Source organism: Ruegeria sp. BHSA163 (assembly GCF_059613365.1).
Window position 1 is genome coordinate 1 of the sequence record NZ_JBXWSJ010000029.1, and the last position, 17805, is coordinate 17805.

At 51.9% G+C, this 17805-nt stretch carries 17 protein-coding genes; 1 reads left to right on the forward strand and 16 read right to left on the reverse strand.

Going from position 1 to position 17805, the window contains the following annotated elements; genetic code table 11:
• From doeA to phnY, 11 genes are all read right to left on the reverse strand, one after another.
• Positions 1-1059: ectoine hydrolase DoeA (gene doeA, locus AC2FNV_RS14180; RefSeq protein WP_496773673.1), on the reverse strand; the 1059-nt coding region annotated here is incomplete at its 3' end.
• Positions 1060-1309: 250 nt separating this feature from the next.
• Complete coding sequence (ureG, locus tag AC2FNV_RS14185) at positions 1310-1954, reverse strand: urease accessory protein UreG (RefSeq protein WP_170480054.1); 645 nt, start codon at positions 1952-1954, stop codon at positions 1310-1312.
• The gene (locus AC2FNV_RS14190) at positions 1951-2616 is read right to left on the reverse strand and encodes an urease accessory protein UreF (RefSeq protein WP_254442531.1); all 666 of its coding nucleotides are present in this window, start codon (positions 2614-2616) and stop codon (positions 1951-1953) included. Before AC2FNV_RS14190 ends, ureG begins: the two co-directional genes overlap by 4 nt.
• A complete protein-coding gene (locus AC2FNV_RS14195) occupies positions 2588-3040 on the reverse strand; it encodes an urease accessory protein UreE (protein ID WP_170605653.1) in 453 nt (150 codons plus the stop codon). The genes AC2FNV_RS14190 and AC2FNV_RS14195 overlap by 29 nt, the downstream gene beginning before the upstream one ends.
• Before the next feature lie 19 nt (positions 3041-3059).
• A complete protein-coding gene (gene ureC, locus AC2FNV_RS14200; protein WP_170605652.1) occupies positions 3060-4820 on the reverse strand; it encodes an urease subunit alpha in 1761 nt (586 codons plus the stop codon).
• Positions 4820-5125 carry an urease subunit beta gene (locus AC2FNV_RS14205; protein WP_170605650.1) on the reverse strand — a complete coding sequence of 102 codons (306 nt, stop codon included), beginning with the start codon at positions 5123-5125 and terminating at the stop codon, positions 4820-4822. The genes ureC and AC2FNV_RS14205 overlap by 1 nt, the downstream gene beginning before the upstream one ends.
• Positions 5122-5283, reverse strand: coding sequence for an ATP synthase subunit B family protein (locus AC2FNV_RS14210; protein WP_170605648.1), 162 nt, complete (start codon positions 5281-5283; stop codon positions 5122-5124). Before AC2FNV_RS14210 ends, AC2FNV_RS14205 begins: the two co-directional genes overlap by 4 nt.
• Positions 5284-5301: 18 nt before the next feature.
• A complete protein-coding gene (locus tag AC2FNV_RS14215; RefSeq protein WP_170605646.1) occupies positions 5302-5604 on the reverse strand; it encodes an urease subunit gamma in 303 nt (100 codons plus the stop codon).
• A gap of 1 nt (position 5605) precedes the next feature.
• Positions 5606-6655, reverse strand: a complete 1050-nt coding sequence (locus AC2FNV_RS14220; RefSeq protein WP_496773677.1) for an urease accessory protein UreD — start codon at positions 6653-6655, stop codon at positions 5606-5608.
• A gap of 248 nt (positions 6656-6903) precedes the next feature.
• Positions 6904-7917, reverse strand: coding sequence for an Ldh family oxidoreductase (locus AC2FNV_RS14225; protein ID WP_170605642.1), 1014 nt, complete (start codon positions 7915-7917; stop codon positions 6904-6906).
• A gap of 131 nt (positions 7918-8048) precedes the next feature.
• Positions 8049-9497, reverse strand: a complete 1449-nt coding sequence (gene phnY, locus AC2FNV_RS14230; protein ID WP_170605640.1) for a phosphonoacetaldehyde dehydrogenase — start codon at positions 9495-9497, stop codon at positions 8049-8051.
• Between the two features lie 213 nt (positions 9498-9710).
• Here phnY and ggt point away from each other — a divergent pair, with 213 nt between their 5' ends.
• A complete protein-coding gene (ggt, locus tag AC2FNV_RS14235) occupies positions 9711-11462 on the forward strand; it encodes a gamma-glutamyltransferase (protein WP_170605638.1) in 1752 nt (583 codons plus the stop codon).
• Between the two features lie 39 nt (positions 11463-11501).
• On the opposite strand, the gene AC2FNV_RS14240 is transcribed toward ggt, so the two are convergent.
• Genes AC2FNV_RS14240 through AC2FNV_RS14260 form a run of 5 tightly spaced genes read right to left on the reverse strand, consistent with a single transcriptional unit; the run spans position 11502 to position 17709 of the window.
• Positions 11502-13211, reverse strand: coding sequence for an ABC transporter ATP-binding protein (locus AC2FNV_RS14240; protein WP_170605636.1), 1710 nt, complete (start codon positions 13209-13211; stop codon positions 11502-11504).
• Between the two features lie 6 nt (positions 13212-13217).
• A complete protein-coding gene (locus tag AC2FNV_RS14245) occupies positions 13218-14168 on the reverse strand; it encodes an ABC transporter permease (protein WP_170480033.1) in 951 nt (316 codons plus the stop codon).
• Complete coding sequence (locus AC2FNV_RS14250; protein ID WP_170480031.1) at positions 14165-15142, reverse strand: ABC transporter permease; 978 nt, start codon at positions 15140-15142, stop codon at positions 14165-14167. The genes AC2FNV_RS14245 and AC2FNV_RS14250 overlap by 4 nt, the downstream gene beginning before the upstream one ends.
• A 49-nt stretch (positions 15143-15191) precedes the next feature.
• On the reverse strand, positions 15192-16139 hold the full coding sequence (locus AC2FNV_RS14255) for a glutathione S-transferase family protein (protein WP_170605634.1): 948 nt from the start codon (positions 16137-16139) through the stop codon (positions 15192-15194).
• Positions 16140-16143: 4 nt separating this feature from the next.
• Positions 16144-17709, reverse strand: coding sequence for an ABC transporter substrate-binding protein (locus AC2FNV_RS14260; RefSeq protein WP_170605632.1), 1566 nt, complete (start codon positions 17707-17709; stop codon positions 16144-16146).
• Between the last annotated feature and the right edge of the window lie 96 nt (positions 17710-17805).

Genomic DNA, 17805 nt, shown 5'->3' on the forward strand with positions numbered 1-17805 from the left:
CATATTCTCTTGCAAAACTGTTGTATCGCCGGGGCGCAACGACATCGTCCGTTCACCCCAATCTGGTGGGTAACTTATTCCGATCGGATAGCCGGTACGATTGTATTTCTCGATGCCATGTTTCTTAAGCACTTTAAAAAACGCGTAAGCTATGTCTTCGCATGTATTTCCAACAATTGCTTTCTCGAGCCCCGCCTCCATGCCTTCCAACACCGCTTCTTCAGCGTCCAGAAATGTTTGTGTTGGTCTTCCTAGAAAAACAGTGCGCGACAGTGGACAATGATAGCGATGAACAGCCCCAGCAATTTCAAAGAATGTGCCCTCACCTGATTTCATTTCCTTATCATCCCAAGTCAGATGTGGCGCTGCCGCATCGGAACCGGACGGAAGAAGCGGTACAATCGCGGGATAGTCACCACCGAAACCCAAACCTTCATCGTATCGCAATCCAGCATCATAGATTTCTGCAACAAGATCGCATTTGCGAATTCCTGGCTCGACCTTTTCGAATATCCGGCGGTGCATACGCTCAACAATCTTTCCCGCCTGCCGCATATAGGTCAGCTCGGCCTCAGATTTCACCGCGCGCTGCCAATTGACCAACGTGTTGGCGTCGTTGAATTTGGCGTCCGGCAAATTCTTTTGCAGCGACGCAAATGCCGCCGCCGTGAACCAATAGTTATCCATTTCCACGCCAATTGAACCGCTACCGGCACCAATATCTTTTAGCCGTGCCGATAAATAGTCCATTGGATGCCGCTCTGGGGATTGCACGTAGTGATCGGGATAACCAATGATATTAACCGGGTCCATAAAGCATGTGCGCAACGCGCCGTTGGCGTCCTGACTGCGTCCAAACCAGATCGGGTCATCGTTCAACCTCAAAACAACGCATTGATGCACATAAAAAGACCAGCCATCGTAACCGGTGAGCCAGTTCATGTTCGACGGGTCGGTCACAATCAAAATATCGATGCCTTTACGGGTCATCTCTGACCGGGTCTTTGCGATCCTGTTCTGAAACTCCTGCATCGAGAAATGCAATGTTGGTGCGGGCATTTTGTTCTCTACTGACGAAGTTGCTTCCCCAAGGACGGTTCTTAATTCCCTGCCTATCAGATTTGGCTATTACGGTATCCTGTGATCCTCAATTCTACCAGTACAGAGCTTTTAGCATCAGCAGAAAGCGCGCAACCGAATACACCCGATCTGGCACCAATGCCGAACTCGAAAATCTCTACGTCTGAATTTTCGATCTTGAATCGACCGCCATATCACATTGCAAGTTAGTAAGTACCCGCTGAGCGCCTTAATCCTGATTTTGCGCGACTGTGTCCGATAGCTCGAGCCCGCCAATCTGGGCCAGCAGATCCACAATGTGGTCAACACCCTCACCATGTCGCAAGGACGAGAATACAAAAGGCCTTCCCTGACGCATTTTACCTGCATCGCTGTCCATAACGTCTAAGGATGCCCCGACATGGGGGGCGAGGTCGGTTTTATTAATAATCAAAATGTCTGATTTGGTTATCGCCGGGCCACCTTTGCGCGGTATTTCCTCGCCCGCCGCGACGTCGATTACATACAAAGTAACATCGGCAAGTTCCGGACTGAACGTCGCAGACAGGTTGTCTCCACCGCTCTCGATCAGAACCACATCAATGTCCGGGTGACGGTCCTGCATTTCTGCGACAGCAGCTAGATTAATCGAAGCGTCCTCTCTGATCGCGGTGTGAGGGCACCCACCCGTCTCCACGCCTATGATCCGATCCTGTGGCAAAATCTGCATGCGCATCAGGGCCTCGGCATCTTCACGGGTATAGATATCATTGGTAATCACACCAATTGAAACTCTGTCTCGCAATGCTGTGGACAGTGCGGCCGTAAGAGTTGTCTTTCCCGCCCCTACTGGGCCTCCTATTCCAACCCGCAATGGTCCGTTCATTTTACTCATGTTCGGAATATCCTCGAATACTGGCGCTCATGTTTCATCGACGCCACATCGCACAAAAATGCGGTCGAACCCAAAGCATCAAGGTCGCTGTCCTGCACCTGTTGAGCAACCTCGGCACAAAGAGGCGTCAGTTCTCGGATCAGATGCTGCCCTTCTGTCTGTCCAAGCGGTATCAGCCGCGTCGCGCAAGCCACAAGATTAGCCATAAAACTTTGCAGAAACATTTGACAAGTCAGCCCCGAAGGCAGGTTTTGACAATGGGCTGCGTATCCCACAGCAACCGGATAAGTGAGTTTAGGCATGTTTATTTCCCAAACATTAGCAGTCACTGAGCAAAAAGCAGTGCCCAGCAAAAGAGTCTCGGACAGCCTTTCAGACGATGCGCAAAAGGCGCGTGCCTTTGCGTCAACTTCCAACAGTTCTTTTTTGTCCTTAGCTTTGTATGCCGCCATCAAGAAAATGCCGTCATTTCGGCCGGAGCCAAATTGCAATACGTCTGCAATCCACGCGCGCGTTTGCTGCGCATCCGTTACATCGGAACTTTCGATGGCCCATTCCAAACCGTGAGAATAGGCGAATCCTCCCACCGGATAGGCAGGTGAAAACCACTGCGTCAGCGTTAAGATATCTGAGTCAGTGGGCGTGGCCATGTGTCCTGCCATGCCCATAAGCTCCGCCTTCAGGCGTGAACGGCTCGATAACTTCACGCGTGCTGGCCCCTAATTTCACAAGCATATCGCGGATCACATGATCACGCTGAATCAACAGTCTACGCAATTCGATCTGGCAAGGAGTGTGACGATTTCCGATATGCCAAGCCAGACGCAGTAAGTTTTCACCAGTTACTTCCAGCAACTCTTCCGGCGCTGCGACAATTTCGATCTCACGCCCATCTTCCAGAACCAAAACACCTCCGTGATCCAATGACTTGGTTTGGGCTAGATCGACTAGAAATGCCTCGCCGTCATCGGTAGCCAGCATTTTGCGGCGCAAAAAACGCCCATCATAATCAAGCGAAACTTGAGAATACACAGGAGCTTGCGGGTGGTCATGGTAAATTCGGGCCGTTTTGATAGCGATCGACATCTGGGGCCTCCTTATAATCTCAAAACATGAAATAGCGCTGTGCCATCGGTAGAAACTCGGCAGGCTGGCAGGTCAGCAGCTCGCCATCGGCGCGAACGTCGTAGGTTTCAGGATCCACTTCAATCCTAGGGGTCGCATCGTTTAGCAGCAGGTCGCTTTTGCCAATGTCCCTTGTATCGCGCACGGCGACAGTCTGTTTTGCCAGACCCAATGTATCACCAATCCCTTTGGCTTGCGCGGCTTCCGACACAAATGTGATCGCCGAGTTCTCAACCGAACGCCCAAAGGCTCCGAACATCGGGCGACTGTAAACTGGCTGCGGCGTTGGGATCGAGGCGTTGGGATCGCCCATCTGAGCACATACAATGGTTCCCCCTAGAAGAACCATCTCGGGTTTCACCCCAAAGAAAGCGGGGTTCCACAGGACCAAGTCAGCGCGTTTTCCCTCTTCAATGCTGCCAATTTCATGGCTCAGACCGTGCGCAATCGCCGGGTTGATGGTGTATTTGGCTATATAGCGACAGACACGCATATTATCATTTTCACCGGTCTCTTCAGGAAGACGCCCTCGCTGTTTTTTCATCTTGTCAGCGGTTTGCCAGGTGCGGATCAATACCTCGCCTACACGGCCCATGGCTTGACTGTCTGAGGCTATAATACTGAAAGCACCCATGTCGTGAAGGATGTCTTCGGCCGCAATGGTTTCACGCCGTATTCGGCTTTCGGCAAATGCCACATCTTCAGGGATGGATTTGTCGAGGTGGTGACAAACCATAAGCATGTCCAAGTGTTCTTCGACCGTATTCACCGTAAATGGCCGCGTTGGGTTTGTCGAAGAGGGCAGAACGTGCTGCTCTCCGCAAATCTTTATGATGTCAGGCGCGTGGCCGCCTCCGGCACCTTCCGTGTGGAATGCATGGATTGTACGGCCCTTCATTGCGCCCACCGTGTTTTCCACGAAACCGGACTCGTTCAACGTGTCAGTATGGATCATAACCTGAACGTCCATCGCGTCAGCCACGGTGAGGCAACAGTCGATCGCAGCCGGTGTCGTGCCCCAGTCTTCGTGCAGCTTTAGTGCACAAGCTCCGGCGTTGACTTGTTCTTCCAATGCTGTGGGCAACGAGGCGTTCCCCTTGCCAGCAAAGGCCAGATTCATTGGAAAAGCGTCAGCCGCCTGCAGCATCCGTCCAATGTGCCACGGACCAGGAGTGCAAGTGGTCGCCAATGTACCGTGTGCCGGGCCGGTACCGCCCCCCAACATTGTTGTCAGACCGGAGTGCAACGCGTCCTCGATCTGTTGCGGGCAAATAAAATGGATATGACTGTCGAACCCACCTGCGGTTAGGATGCGCCCTTCGCCGGCGATAGCTTCGGTGCCGGGTCCGATGATTATATCGACCCCGGGTTGCATGTCCGGATTGCCGGCTTTTCCGATTTTGGAGATTCGACCGTCTTTTAAACCTACATCCGCCTTGTATATGCCCGAGTAATCAACAATTAGTGCATTGGTAATCACAGTGTCCACGGCGCCGCCCGCACGTGTCACCTGAGATTGTCCCATGCCATCCCGAATAACCTTGCCACCGCCGAATTTGACTTCCTCGCCATAAAGCAACGCGTTTTCACCAGTGCCGCCCGAGCTTGCGGACCCGGAACTTTCAGCGGCCAGATCTCGCTCGACCTCGATTATCAAATCGGTGTCCGCCAGACGAAGTTTGTCTCCAACCGTTGGGCCAAACATGGCTGCAAAATCTGAGCGTTTGATTTTTGCCGGCATCAGAGTGACCCCATAACCTTTTGGTTAAATCCGTATACCTTGCGCGCGCCACCGATTGGGATCAAGAAGACTTCGCGACTTTGCCCCGGCTCAAACCGAACGGCCGTTCCTGGGGCGATATCCAATCGCATGCCGTACGCGGCGTCGCGGTCGAATTCCAGCGCCGGGTTGGTTTCCGCAAAATGGTAATGCGAGCCCACTTGCACAGGTCGATCGCCAGTATTTGCGACCAACAAATTGACCGCTTTCGCATCGGCATTCAGTGTGATTTCACCTTTGACAGGAAACAACTCACCGGGGATCATTTCGGCAGCTTCGACAGAAGAGAAATTGCGACCAATGCCGCAAGAACCAAGCCCGTGCTCAACACCACATAGTCAGTGCTATGGGCGTGGAAACTTGGGCCAGAATGGGCCATTGCCGGACCGGACAAAAAAAGAGTTGGAAACAGCAAACGTGTCATGGGCGCATCCCTAGTTGGTTATCGGATTGGATTGTGAACAGTCACGAGTTTAGTGCCATCAGGAAAGGTCGCTTCGACCTGAACTTCGTGGATCATTTCAGGAACACCTGCCATACATTGTTCTCTGGAAATAACATCTGCCCCAGCCTCCATCATGTCAGCCACAGAACACCCATCGCGGGCACCTTCCACCACTGCGTCTGTAATAAGAGCAATTGCTTCAGGGTGGTTCAGCTTTACACCCCGAGCCAGCCGCTTGCGTGCAACCTCTGCCGCCATGGCAACTAATAATTTTTCCTTCTCGCGGGGAGTTAGGTTCATGTCAAAGCATCCAACATCTTGGGAGAGTATTGTTGTTCAATTGCCGTAAAACTGGCAGTAAAGACTGTCGAAGATAATAGCCGTTCTTCGCGAATAGACGCACAGTCAGCAGGTTTTTTTGAAGCAAACTGGCTCCACCTGTATCAGGCAACATATCGCAGATCGGGCTTAGTTGCCCTTCGGCCATGTCCGAGGCGAAAACTACCAGCGCCATTGCGCCGGCCCCCTGCGCGATATTGGGCCGGTCAAGATGTTCGTGCAAATTGCCTGAAAAAGATATCGCGTCCAGAAACGCGACCTTTTTTTCCTGCCAGATTTCTATCCGGTCTCGCAGCCGAATGTCATTCAGTATTTCCCCCATTGCAGGTCGGCCAAAAACAAGAGGCTCCACCATCAAAACGTGGCTCTTTGCTTCAAGGTCAATGACCAACCGCCGATCCAAAGCGCTCCCGTTGAACAGAAGCGTTTCTTGCGGCAACCAGTTTACCCTCGCTCCAGTTCGAACTTTTATCTGACTTCTGACTTTCCCGGTCTGGCTAGGTTTCGCCTTGTAGGCGCGTTCACAGGCTTGCGTCGTCAATGTCAGACTCGTTCCTGACTTTGCTTCAACGTTAAGCCTAAACCTGTCGCCCCCGGTGACTCCACCCGCTGTATTCAGAAGGACAGCATCTAAATCCTGTCTGTCCCCTCTCGGAAACAAACATTTGAAAGAACCTACCTGCCGAAATTTGTCGATCACACTACGCCCTCCCAAAGGTTTTATTCTGAGCTCGACAACACCTTCAGCGCGCGGTTGCACGGATAAATCTTCGGACGGTATGTGCGAAAACTGATTAATGACAGAGTCTTCCAGAGATATTCCTGTGAAACTTTTTTCACGGCTTACCCGTTGAAACTCTATTGTCCACGCGCTCTTTTCACCGATCAGCCCAATGCTTGCACATTTTTTAATCATTTTAGCGCTGATTAGATTAAGACTCGTGCAAACAAGGCGGGGCAAAGCTAACGACTTACAGCGACCTTCCAGATCGGACGTAAACCAAATGCGCATCAGTATTTTGCGCCAGAACAGACAAGATCCAAATTTTGCAGGGACGGTTGTAAACACCGGTTTCGCGCAATAACCGCAAGACAGTGATTAAAACTCGCAACAAAGCTCCTCGTCCGATCTCACCTTATTTTCAGCGATTTCAACGCTCGGTTTTTTCGGCACTGAAAATTTTCAAAATCATTTGACCTTTGAAATTTGTCGGGACCGCACAAAACAAAGACTTCAGAAATTCCCAGTTTCGCCTGTGACTAGTGAATGTTGCGTAACTGGGAAATCAACTCGGCACTAACTGCAACCCCGTCAGAGTCTGCAGCTGCACGATGCTTCAACCGACCGTCACCTGGGACGCGTGCATCGCCATTTCCCTCAATCTCGGCGCAAATGCGCGTAAGGTAGTCGTCAAAAGAAGCATTCCCAAACCGTGCCGGATCAATGACAATCAGTGTCGAGCCACCCTTGATGTTCAAGGCTCCATGCGCATCCCGGTCTGCATTGTCCACTGACAAGGCTCCTCCCGCCAAGGCTGCACCCAGAACCTCAACCAGAAAGGCGATTGCAGCCCCCTTGTGTTCTCCAAACGGCAAAAGGCTGCAAGTTTCTAAAATTGCCTTCGGATCGGTGCTAGGTTGTCCAGTGCTATCCAACCCAGCCGCCCTTGGCAGGTCACGCCCTTCAGCCGCAGCCAATTTGATATCCATCAATGCCATCATTGATGAGGCCTGATCCCAAACCACTGGAGCCATGCCTTTCCTCGGACATGCAAAGGACATCGGGTTGGTTCCAAAAACCGGACGCACACCCCCCTGAGGCACTACCATGGAAAGCGAATTCACCATCATCAAGGCGATCAAACCCGCTTCAGCAAATGACTCGGTATCGAAACGAAGCGCAGCAAGATGGTGACAGTTCGCGCAAGTAAACGCAGCTATCCCATTTTCTTGAGCAATTCCGGCCAGATCGTCTTGCGCTAATGCAGCAGCAATTTGGTAGTACCCGTTGTCGCCATCGCCTCGAAGAACACCCGGAGCGATCCGTTCGATTAATGGTCTGGCGACCGGGTTGGCATAGCCGGATTGAAAACTCTGAACATAGAACGGCAACATCCGCAAACCGTGGCTGCGCAAACCATCGCGTTCCGACTGGGTGACAATGTTGGCAATCAAGGATCCGCCGTTCGCATCCATTCCAGCGGCAGTAAGCACGGTTATGGCAATCTCTCTAATTTGATCCAAGGACAGGATTTCTGCCGTGATGTTTGCCATGGCTCCGACCTTTCATATTGTTTGGAACAATATACGCCACTCTTTGTCTTCGCCTTGAGAAAACTATTCAACAATATTTTGATTGTGCCTACCGATTATCCGAACGACTTGGCCACGTTTTGGGCCCTTCGCTAAGTCACCCAGGGCAGCGAGTACGTTTTAAGATTAGTGAAAAACTTCATAGCTTCGATAACGCCTTCTTTGACCCCGTTACCGCTGTTCTTGATACCGCCAAACGGGGAAATTTCTATCCGGTACCCGGGCTGTTCCCAAATGTTGCATGAACCTACATTCAAACCGTTAATGAAAGCGATTGCCCGGTTTAGGTCGTTGGTGCAAACACCAGAGGACAGCCCATAGGCTGTTGCGTTCGAAATACGCATCACCTCGTCATCGTCGTCCGACACCCGGAGGATAGGCACAATCGGACCAAAGGTTTCCTCCACGATCAGTTCGCAGTTCAGAGGCACATTGTCGACTACGATTGGAGGCAAAAGCGCACCTTGGCGCCCGGGATGATAAAGGATTTCGGCGCCCTCTTTTTCGGCTTGAAAGACACGATTCTCAAACAATTCGGCTGCTTTGTCATGGATTACACAACCCAGTTGGGTTTCTGGGTCCTGCGGGTCGCCAAATCTGATCGCCTTGGCCTTTTTAAGAACTAGCGGAACAAACCGATCGGCTACGCTTTGCTGAACCAAAATACGCTTAACAGCTGTGCAGCGTTGACCCGAATTTCCAATGGCCCCAGCGACGGCGATGGTCGCCGCACGGTCCAAATCAGTTTCACCAAGGTCATTGAGCACAATCAATGGGTCGTTTCCGCCCAGTTCGAGGGCCAGACGTTTGTATACCCCTTTGGCCGCAATCTGCTTGCCAACTGTCACGCCACCAGTAAAGGTGACGATGTCAACATTGCTGTTAGTGACCATTTCATCGCCAATATCCTGCGGCCAACCAGTAACCACCTGAAACATTTCAGGCGGCAACCCCGCTTCGTAAAGAATATCCGCCAGCGACAGGCAGGTTAACGGCGTCAGCTCCGTTGGCTTACAAACCATACAGTTGTTAGTGGCGATAGAAGGCGCGACTTTGTGGCTTACCATGTTCAGTGGGTGATTAAATGGCGTGATTGCGGAAATTGCCCGAACCGGCTCGCGCTGCGTATAGATTTTGCGCGTCTGGCCGTTCCGAGTTAGATCACACGAAAACACCTCACCATCATCTTTCAATGCCTCTGCTGCGGCAAACTGGAAAACATCCTGTGCACGCTTAGTTTCGCAAATCGCGTGCTGATGACAGATGCCCAGTTCAAGAGTCAGCCATTTGGCAAGGTATACGTACCGCTCACCAATCAGCTCTCCTGCGCGCTGCAAAATTTGACTCCGCTCGTATCGCGTCAATGTTGGCTTGTACCGGGCGGCAACTTCAAATGCCGCACGCACGTGCTCAACCGATCCAGCAGGCACATATCCAATCACTTCATTGGTATAAGGGTAATGTACAGGAACCTTGTCTTTGGCGAAAACGACCTTTCCGCCAATCCGCATTCCCTCTTCCCGGACTTCAGTGTGTGACATCTTGTGCACCTTCTTAGCGTGTCGTGAAACCGAGGTATTGGGCCGTGCCTAAGTAGCATTCGCTGTCTCATACTGAGGTTTCACGACAAAAATGCAAAGTCTGTCGGTCAACGTAAATTCAGGTTCCGCCCCGAGGCCAGATACCGTAGCAACAAGATGGGATTGCAAATCCCCAATTTTCTAAAAACAAGCTTCCAAAAAAAGGAGAAGATCATGATCAGGCCCTTATTCATCTCAGGTCTGGTGTCCACTCTGACCTTGGGTTCTTTCGCTTTCGCACAGGACCCAGCCCCCGAAGAAGGATATGGATGGGCAGAAAAGAATTCTGTCATTGGATCCGAGTTTATGATTTCTGCGGCAAACCCAGTTGCTGTGCAGGCCGGGTATGACATTCTGGAAAAGGGAGGAACTGCCGCGGATGCGATGATTGCCGTCCAGCTGGTGCTCAATCTGGTTGAACCGCAATCCTCGGGTATCGGGGGTGGTGCATTCATGCTGTATTGGGATGCGTCAACTGGTGATCTGGTAACCTTCGATGCACGTGAGACCGCGCCTGCCTCTGCAACGCCGGAACGTTTTCTGGACGAAAATGGTGAAAAAATCCCGTTCGTTCCGTCCGCGACTGGGGGACAGTCGGTCGGCGTTCCCGGCATTCTTCGCCTGATGGAGATTTCGCACAACCTCTATGGCAAACTACCTTGGTCTGATCTGTTTTCTTCGGCTATCGACACTGCTGAAAATGGCTTCGAAGTGTCCCCTCGCATGGCGAATTCGTTGCAAAGTACGATGAGTCGCAATTTCCCGTTGGATGTTTTTCCGGAGGCAAAAGAGTATTTCTTCAACCAAGATGGTAGCCCACTTAAAGCTGGCTTTTTGCTTAAAAACCCTGAGTTCGCCAACACGCTGCGTGTGTTGGCCGACCGAGGTGCCGACGCTTTTTACACAGGACCGATCGCCGAAGATATCGTGGCGGCCGTAGCCGCCACTTCGAGCGTTGAGAACAACATCACCCTGCAAGACATGGCCGACTACCGCGTCAAAATTCGCCCCGCGGTTTGCGCTGATTATCGCGGTTATGACGTTTGCGGAATGGGGCCACCAACCTCGGGAGGGCTAACAGTCGGTCAGATACTGGGAATGCTGGACAACTTTGACGTCAAGAGCATGGGTTGGTCACCCGAGTTTGCTCATACTTACTCAGAGGCCGCCAAACTGGCTTATGCCGACCGCAGCCTTTACATGGCCGACAGCGATTATGTCGAAGTGCCGATAAAAGGGCTGTTGGACAAAAGCTATCTTGCTGACCGTGCCAAGCTTATCGACCAGGAAAAAGCCAGTGAGAAGCGCAAAGCCGGAGAGCCACCATATCAGGAATCCGCATTAAACTTAGCACCTTCACAAAACCCCGGTCGGCCCGGCACCAGTCACATTGTAATTCTGGACCGCTATGGAAACGCCCTGTCAATGACCACAACCATTGAAACATTCTTTGGCAGCCGAGTTTTCGTACGAGGTTTTTTGTTGAATAACGAGTTAACCGACTTTGATCGGGCACCCAAAGATGGTGATCGATTGGTCGCAAACCGGGTTGAGGGCGGCAAGCGTCCGCGCAGCTCGATGTCGCCCACAATCGTCATGAAAGATGGAAAACCATACTTTCTTGTTGGGTCTCCAGGCGGCAGCCGAATAATAAATTATGTGGCAAAGACGATAATCGCTGTGCTCGACTGGGATATGGACCCTCAGGACGCGATTGAAACTGGGCATTTCCTCCACCGGAATGGATCTACTTTGGATGTAGAACAGGGAACCAGCGCCGAGTCGTTCACCGACGCATTAACGGCTAAGGGTCACGAGGTCAGCGCGCGTGACCTAAACAGCGGATTGCACGCTATTCTAATCAAAGACGGTCAAATGATCGGCGCTGCTGATCCCCGGCGGGAAGGCGTTGCAATGGGTCGGTAAAGCGATGGGTCCGGGTTGTGAGGTCAGCTTGGACCCAGATCAGCTTTCCAGTCCAAGGCCATCGGTGGACAAATCATCAAGTTTGGGCATAAGGCGCAGCAACTCCCGCGCATATTCAGTGTGCGGGTTTGCAAAAAGATCATCCGTATCCTGAATCTCGACCATTCGGCCTTGTTTCATTACGGCAACGCGGTCGCACATTTGTCTTACAACAGGTAAATCGTGGCTGATAAACAGAATGGTAAGCCCAAGATATTCCTGCAGGTCCTTCAAGATGTTCAGAATTTGCGCTTGAATTGATACGTCCAGCGCGCTTGTCGGCTCATCGCAGATCAAAAACCTTGGCTGCGTCGCAAGGGCACGCGCAATCGAAATTCTCTGGCGCTGCCCACCGGAAAACTCATGTGGGTATTTTAATCCAGCTTCCGCGCCCAACCCCACCTGATCCAACAGTTCATCAACGCGGCGGTTGATTTCCTTTCCTTCCATCAAGCGATGGTGGCGGATCGGTTCTGCAACAATCTCGTCAACGCGCATGCGCGGATTCAACGACGAGTAAGGGTCTTGGAAAATCATCTGTATTTGCCTGCGGTACTCTTCTTGTACCGCTTTGTTGCTTAGATCACTGACCAATTGGCCATTGAACTTGATCGTGCCGCCGTCAACCGGGTAAAGACCGGCAATCATTCGAGCAACGGTGGATTTGCCCGAACCGGATTCGCCTACAAGTCCAAAAACCTCACCTGCCTGAATATCGAAACTTACGTCGTCAACAGCGGTGAAGTAAGTCCTGTCCCAAGGCAACAAGCCACGTTTCAAAAGAAACTGTTTTGACAGGTTGTGAATTTCGAACACCGGTTTGGATGAGTCATTGTCAACAGTGGGCCAATGACGCGCCATGTCGTCGATGGCAAATCGCGTTTCCCGCCCACCGTAGCTAATCTGAGGAAAACGATGCAATTTCAGTGTCGGCCGTGGTACTGCCGCAATCAAGGACTTAGTATATTCATGCTTTGGTTGCCCCATGACCTGTGCAGTCAATCCGCTTTCCACGACTTTGCCGTCATACATTACCGTTACCCGGTCCGTCGTGTCGGCAATAACGCCCATGTCATGGGTAATCAAAATGACCCCAACCTGCCTTTCGCGTGCCAATTCCTTGATCAAATCCAAAATCTGCGCCTGAACCGATACATCCAACGCTGTGGTCGGCTCATCTGCAATAATCACATCTGGCTCGGTGCAAAGAGCCAAAGCGATCACAACTCTCTGACGCATTCCTCCAGAAAACTGATGGGGATATTGATCCAGTCTGGTGTCGGGGTCAGGTATACCGACACGATCGATAAGATCGCGTGCCCGATTATTAGCGTCAGCGTCGGACCCGCCGATATGGGTCAAAATAGTCTCAGTAAGTTGTTCGCGGACTGTAAAAAGTGGATTCAGGGAGGTTAGCGGATCCTGAAAGATCATCGAAATCTTTTTGCCTCTTAACCCTCGCATAGCTTCAGCGTCCAGACCGCTGATCTGCTCGCCGCCCAGTTTGATCTCTCCACTGGCAATCCGCCCGGGACGCTCAAGCAAACCCATGACTGCCGCCCCGATTGTCGATTTACCCGCACCGGATTCACCAACCAGCCCGTGAATCTCGCCCGGCTTAACCGACAGGTTTGCATGGTTTACTGCAGTGAACAGCTTTCTCCGAGTGGGAAATTCCACGGTGAGGTCTTCGATTTTGAGTAAGCTCATTTAAAGTCACCGCAATTTCGGGTTCAGTGCATCGCGAAGCCAGTCACCCAGAAGATTAACCGACAGAGCAAGGGCCAGCAGTGTACAGGCCGGGAAAAACAGGATCCACCATTCACCTGAGAACAGAAAACCCTGCCCTATTCGGATCAACGTTCCCAACGAGGGTTGGGTCGGCGGCGCTCCAACCCCCAGAAAGCTCAAAGTAGCTTCTGCGATAATTGCCAGAGCCAAGGATATTGTGGCGATCACCAGAACTGGACTTAAAACGTTGGGAAGGATGTGGCGGAACATGATCGGCAGCGACCCGCGGCCGATCAGACGCGCGGCCTGTACATATTCTTTGTTCTTTTCGACAAGCGCCGCGCCCCTCACGACGCGCGCAAACTGCACCCAGTCAGACAGCGCTATTGCAATAATCAGAACATAAATCGCCATTTCATTGCGATATTCAGGCGGCGTAACACCCTTTGCGATACCAAAGATGAGCATGGCAACCAAAATGGCGGGGAACGTTAACTGCACATCGGCCACCCGCATGATAAAGGTCTCGATCCAACCACCGTAGTATGCCGCGACAAGCCCAAGGATAACTCCGATAATCATTGCCAGCACCACAGCCGCCGTTCCAACAAACAGCGATATTCGCAAACCATACAGAATGGTCGAAAACACGTCTCGGCCCTGATCGTCAGTACCCAGCAGAAAAGTCTCCTGCGTGAACGCATTGGGCGTACCCGGCGGCGTAAAGCCATTCATCAGGTTCAAAGTGGCCGGATCAAACGGATTATAAGGTGCTATCAAAGGTGCGAAAATTGCCGCCAGAACTAAAACCACTACCACCAGAGACGCTACCAAAGCGACGGGAGAGTGGCGGAAGGACCATGCAAAATCACCGTCCCAGAACTTGGCGAAACGCGAATTCGGAGCAGTTTGTGGTGTTTCAACGGTTTCGGTCATGTTGCCCTCGCGTCGACACGCAGGCGCGGGTCAATTGCATAGTACAGAAGATCCACGATCAGGTTGATCGTAACGAACATCACCGAGATCAACATCAGGTATGCCGCCATAACAGGTATGTCGACAAACTGGATCGCGTTGATGAATAACAGGCCAACTCCGGGCCATTGAAACACAGTTTCAGTGATGATGGCGAACGCGATAATCGAGCCTAACTGAAGCCCCGTAATTGTGATTACAGGCACCAATGTATTCTTCAACGCATGGCGGAAATTGATCACTCGGTCCGACAGTCCACGCGCCCGCGCGAAGCGCACATAGTCAGCGCGCAAAACCTCAAGCATCTCGGATCGAACCAGCCGCATTATCAGGGTCATTTGATAAAGGCCGAGTGTAATCGCAGGTAAAATCAGTGCCTTAAGTCCCGAAGCCGTTAAGAACCCTGTTGACCAGTTACCAATCATAACCGTCTCGCCCCTCCCAAAACTGGGCAGCAGGTCCAACTCGACCGAGAAGATATAAATTAACAATATCCCGATCAGGAAAGTCGGCAACGACACTCCTATCAAACTGACGGTCATGATCACATTCGCAGCTATTCCTTGTCGCCGGATAGCAGTGAAAACACCCAGCGCAATTCCTAATGTGATGGCTAGAAAACCGGAAACAAAAGCCAGTTCCAAGGTTGCAGGAGCACGCTCGGCTATAATTGTAGAAACTGGACGCCCTTGCCGGTAAGACACCCCGAAATTACCCTGAACTGCGCCTTGCAGAAACTTGAAATACTGCACCGGAAAGGGTTGATCCAAACCCAATTCGGTCCGCAACCTGTCAATATCAGCTTGCGTGCGCTCCTGCCCCAGCATGTTGTCGATCGGATCTCCGACAAATCGGAACATCGAGAATGCGACAAGCCCCACGACCAAAAGCACGATCACGGACTGAAACATCCTACGGACGATATATGCGAACATTCTTTTTTCCCTGTTGGTCCGCCTGTCTATGCCTTCCCTGTCTGGACGGTCAAGATGTCACGGCAGGACTATTTTCGCGATTGTGCGGTGTTTCCCAATCCACGTCAGGACCCAAGGGAACAAGACCAAGCGGATTGCGCAACTCAGACGGTGAAAAATAACCGGTTTTGTATACTTCGAAAGCCACTGTGCCTTTAATTTCGGGCAGGGCATAGAGGTCGCGGGCGTAACCCCAAAGGTTTGGGAAATCAATCAAACGCCGAATATTGCACCGAAATGCATAATGATAGGCCACGTCAAAGCGTGCCAGAGTTGGGAAAAGTCGCAGGTCCGCCTCGGTAATAGCACCTCCGCAAAGATACCGGTTGCTGGATAAGTGATCCTCGATCTCGTCAAGCATTTCGAATACGTCACGGCATGCCGTTTCATAAGCCTCTTGCGTACGTGCAAAGCCTGCGCGGTAAACGCCATTGTTCAGACGAGGATATATTTTTGAGTTCCAGGCATCGATCTCGGGCAGTTTTTCTTGCGGAGCAAGGTTTGGTCCATGGTCAGGTAAAGTCCCTAGCATTCGGACCAGATCGGCAGATTCGTTTGAAACCGGGCGGTTCTTGACCTGGTCCCAGAGCAACGGGACGGTTATCCTCCCGGTATAGCGGGGATTTACCCGAGAATAGACCTCGTGCAATGCCGTGACCCTAAACAGCCCATCTGAATAAGGCCCGTCCGGATCGAATACCCAGCCTTCGGGTGTTCGTCGCGGTTTGGCGTAGGATACAGATACCAGACTCTCTAATCCTTTGATGGCCCGCACCAGCAAAACGCGGTGCGCCCACGGACAGTTCCAAGCCGCGTAAAGATGAAAACGCCCCGGCTCCAAATCACCCTCTGGAAGAAGGTTACGAATGGTTGAGGCATGACGGCGGAACTCTCCATCAAGCCGCGAATCCGGTGCGGGGTCGTCAACATGATAGACCCCGTCAATCATCATACCCATCAGGTCAGTTCACCGTAACCCAACGCAAGAGGAAGAAATTGTCCGGGCGCTGCGTTAGATCAACATTGCTGCGAGTACCCCAAACCAATGGTTGGACATACATTGGCACATAAACATGCTCGTCCTGAATGATCTTGGCTACCTCATCCAGCATCGCCTGGCGTTTGTTCTGATCCAACTCTGACTGGATCAAGGGCAGCAACTCATCTACGCGCGCATTCGAGAACCCACCGAAATTCCAGCTGCCCAACTTTTTTTCCTCGTTCGGGGTTGCGACAAGAAAACGAACAGGGTGTTCGGCGTCAAACGTTCCGGGACTCCAGCCCAGAAGGTACATATCGTAGTTATCCTCGCGCAACTCGGGCCAATAGTTGCGTACAGGCATCGCATCCAGTTCGGCAGTCACCCCGATTTGAGCCAGCATACTCACGACGGCCTGACAAACTGCTTCGTCATTGAGGTAGCGGTCATTTGGGCATTTCAGGCCAAATGAGAAACCATCCGCATAGCCCGCCTCTGCCAGCAGCGCCTTTGCCGCTTCAATGTCAAATGTGGGGCGGTCAGTGTTTGTCCGAGAATACCCACTCATCGCAGGGCTCACCAATTGCGATGCCGCCTCGGCACTCCCACGCATGATTGTAGCCAGAATTGCGTCGACATTGACCGCTTTAGCCACTGCTTGACGAACACGAACGTCACGGAAAGGGTTCGGCTGTCCTGCATCATCCGTGTACTTCAGTGCCTCAGCTTCATGATCAAAGCCCAACATGATAACCCTTGCTTCGATCCCTTGGATAACTTCGACATCACCGTTGCCCTGTAATCGGGCCACGTCCTGAATAGGGACCGGGTTGATCATGTCCACATCGCCGGACAGCAACGCCGCCACTGCGGTAGCCGGGTTTTGTATAGGATTAAACTCGGCGACGGTAATATTATGCTCAGCATTATCCCACCAACCTTCGAAAGGCTCCAAAACGGTGCGCAAGCCCGGTTCCCGAGCAGTCAATTTGAAAGCTCCGGTGCCGTTTGCGTTCAGGGTTGCGTAATTCCCCGTTTCCTTGTCAGGCACTGATGCATCATTTGCTTCGGCCCAACCCTGGTCCATGATCATCCAATTCGCAATCGAAGAAGGAAACAGCGGATTGGGCGCGGTCATCATAAAATCGATCGTATAATCATCAACACCGTTCACTTCGCTGACCGGTGCGAACCAACTGCGCGTATCGGCAGCTTCACCAGACGCACGCTGATAACTGAACAAGACGTCTTGCGCGTTGAACTCACTGCCGTCATGAAAAGTGACACCTTCGCGCAAATTGAAACGCCAGCCTTCGCCATCCCCAATAGGTTCCCAGCTGACCGCCAGTGCCGGTTCCACGCGCATGTCTTTGCCACGGCGGACCAGACCTTCATAAACATTATTCAGAAAACCTAAGACTGGGGCTGAGTTAACCGCATGCGGGTCCATCGTCTGTGGATCGGTAGTCGACGCCCACTTAAATTCCGCGGCTTGTACGGCCCCTGCGACAAGCATAGCCAGACAAATGGCACTGTTTCTGAGGATCATGACGAATACTCCCTGTTTTTTTAAAGTTTCTTGATTTTTTTGAACTCGTAAAGCAAATCTCTTTATCGCCTCACGCGGCTGTGAACCATCAAAAAA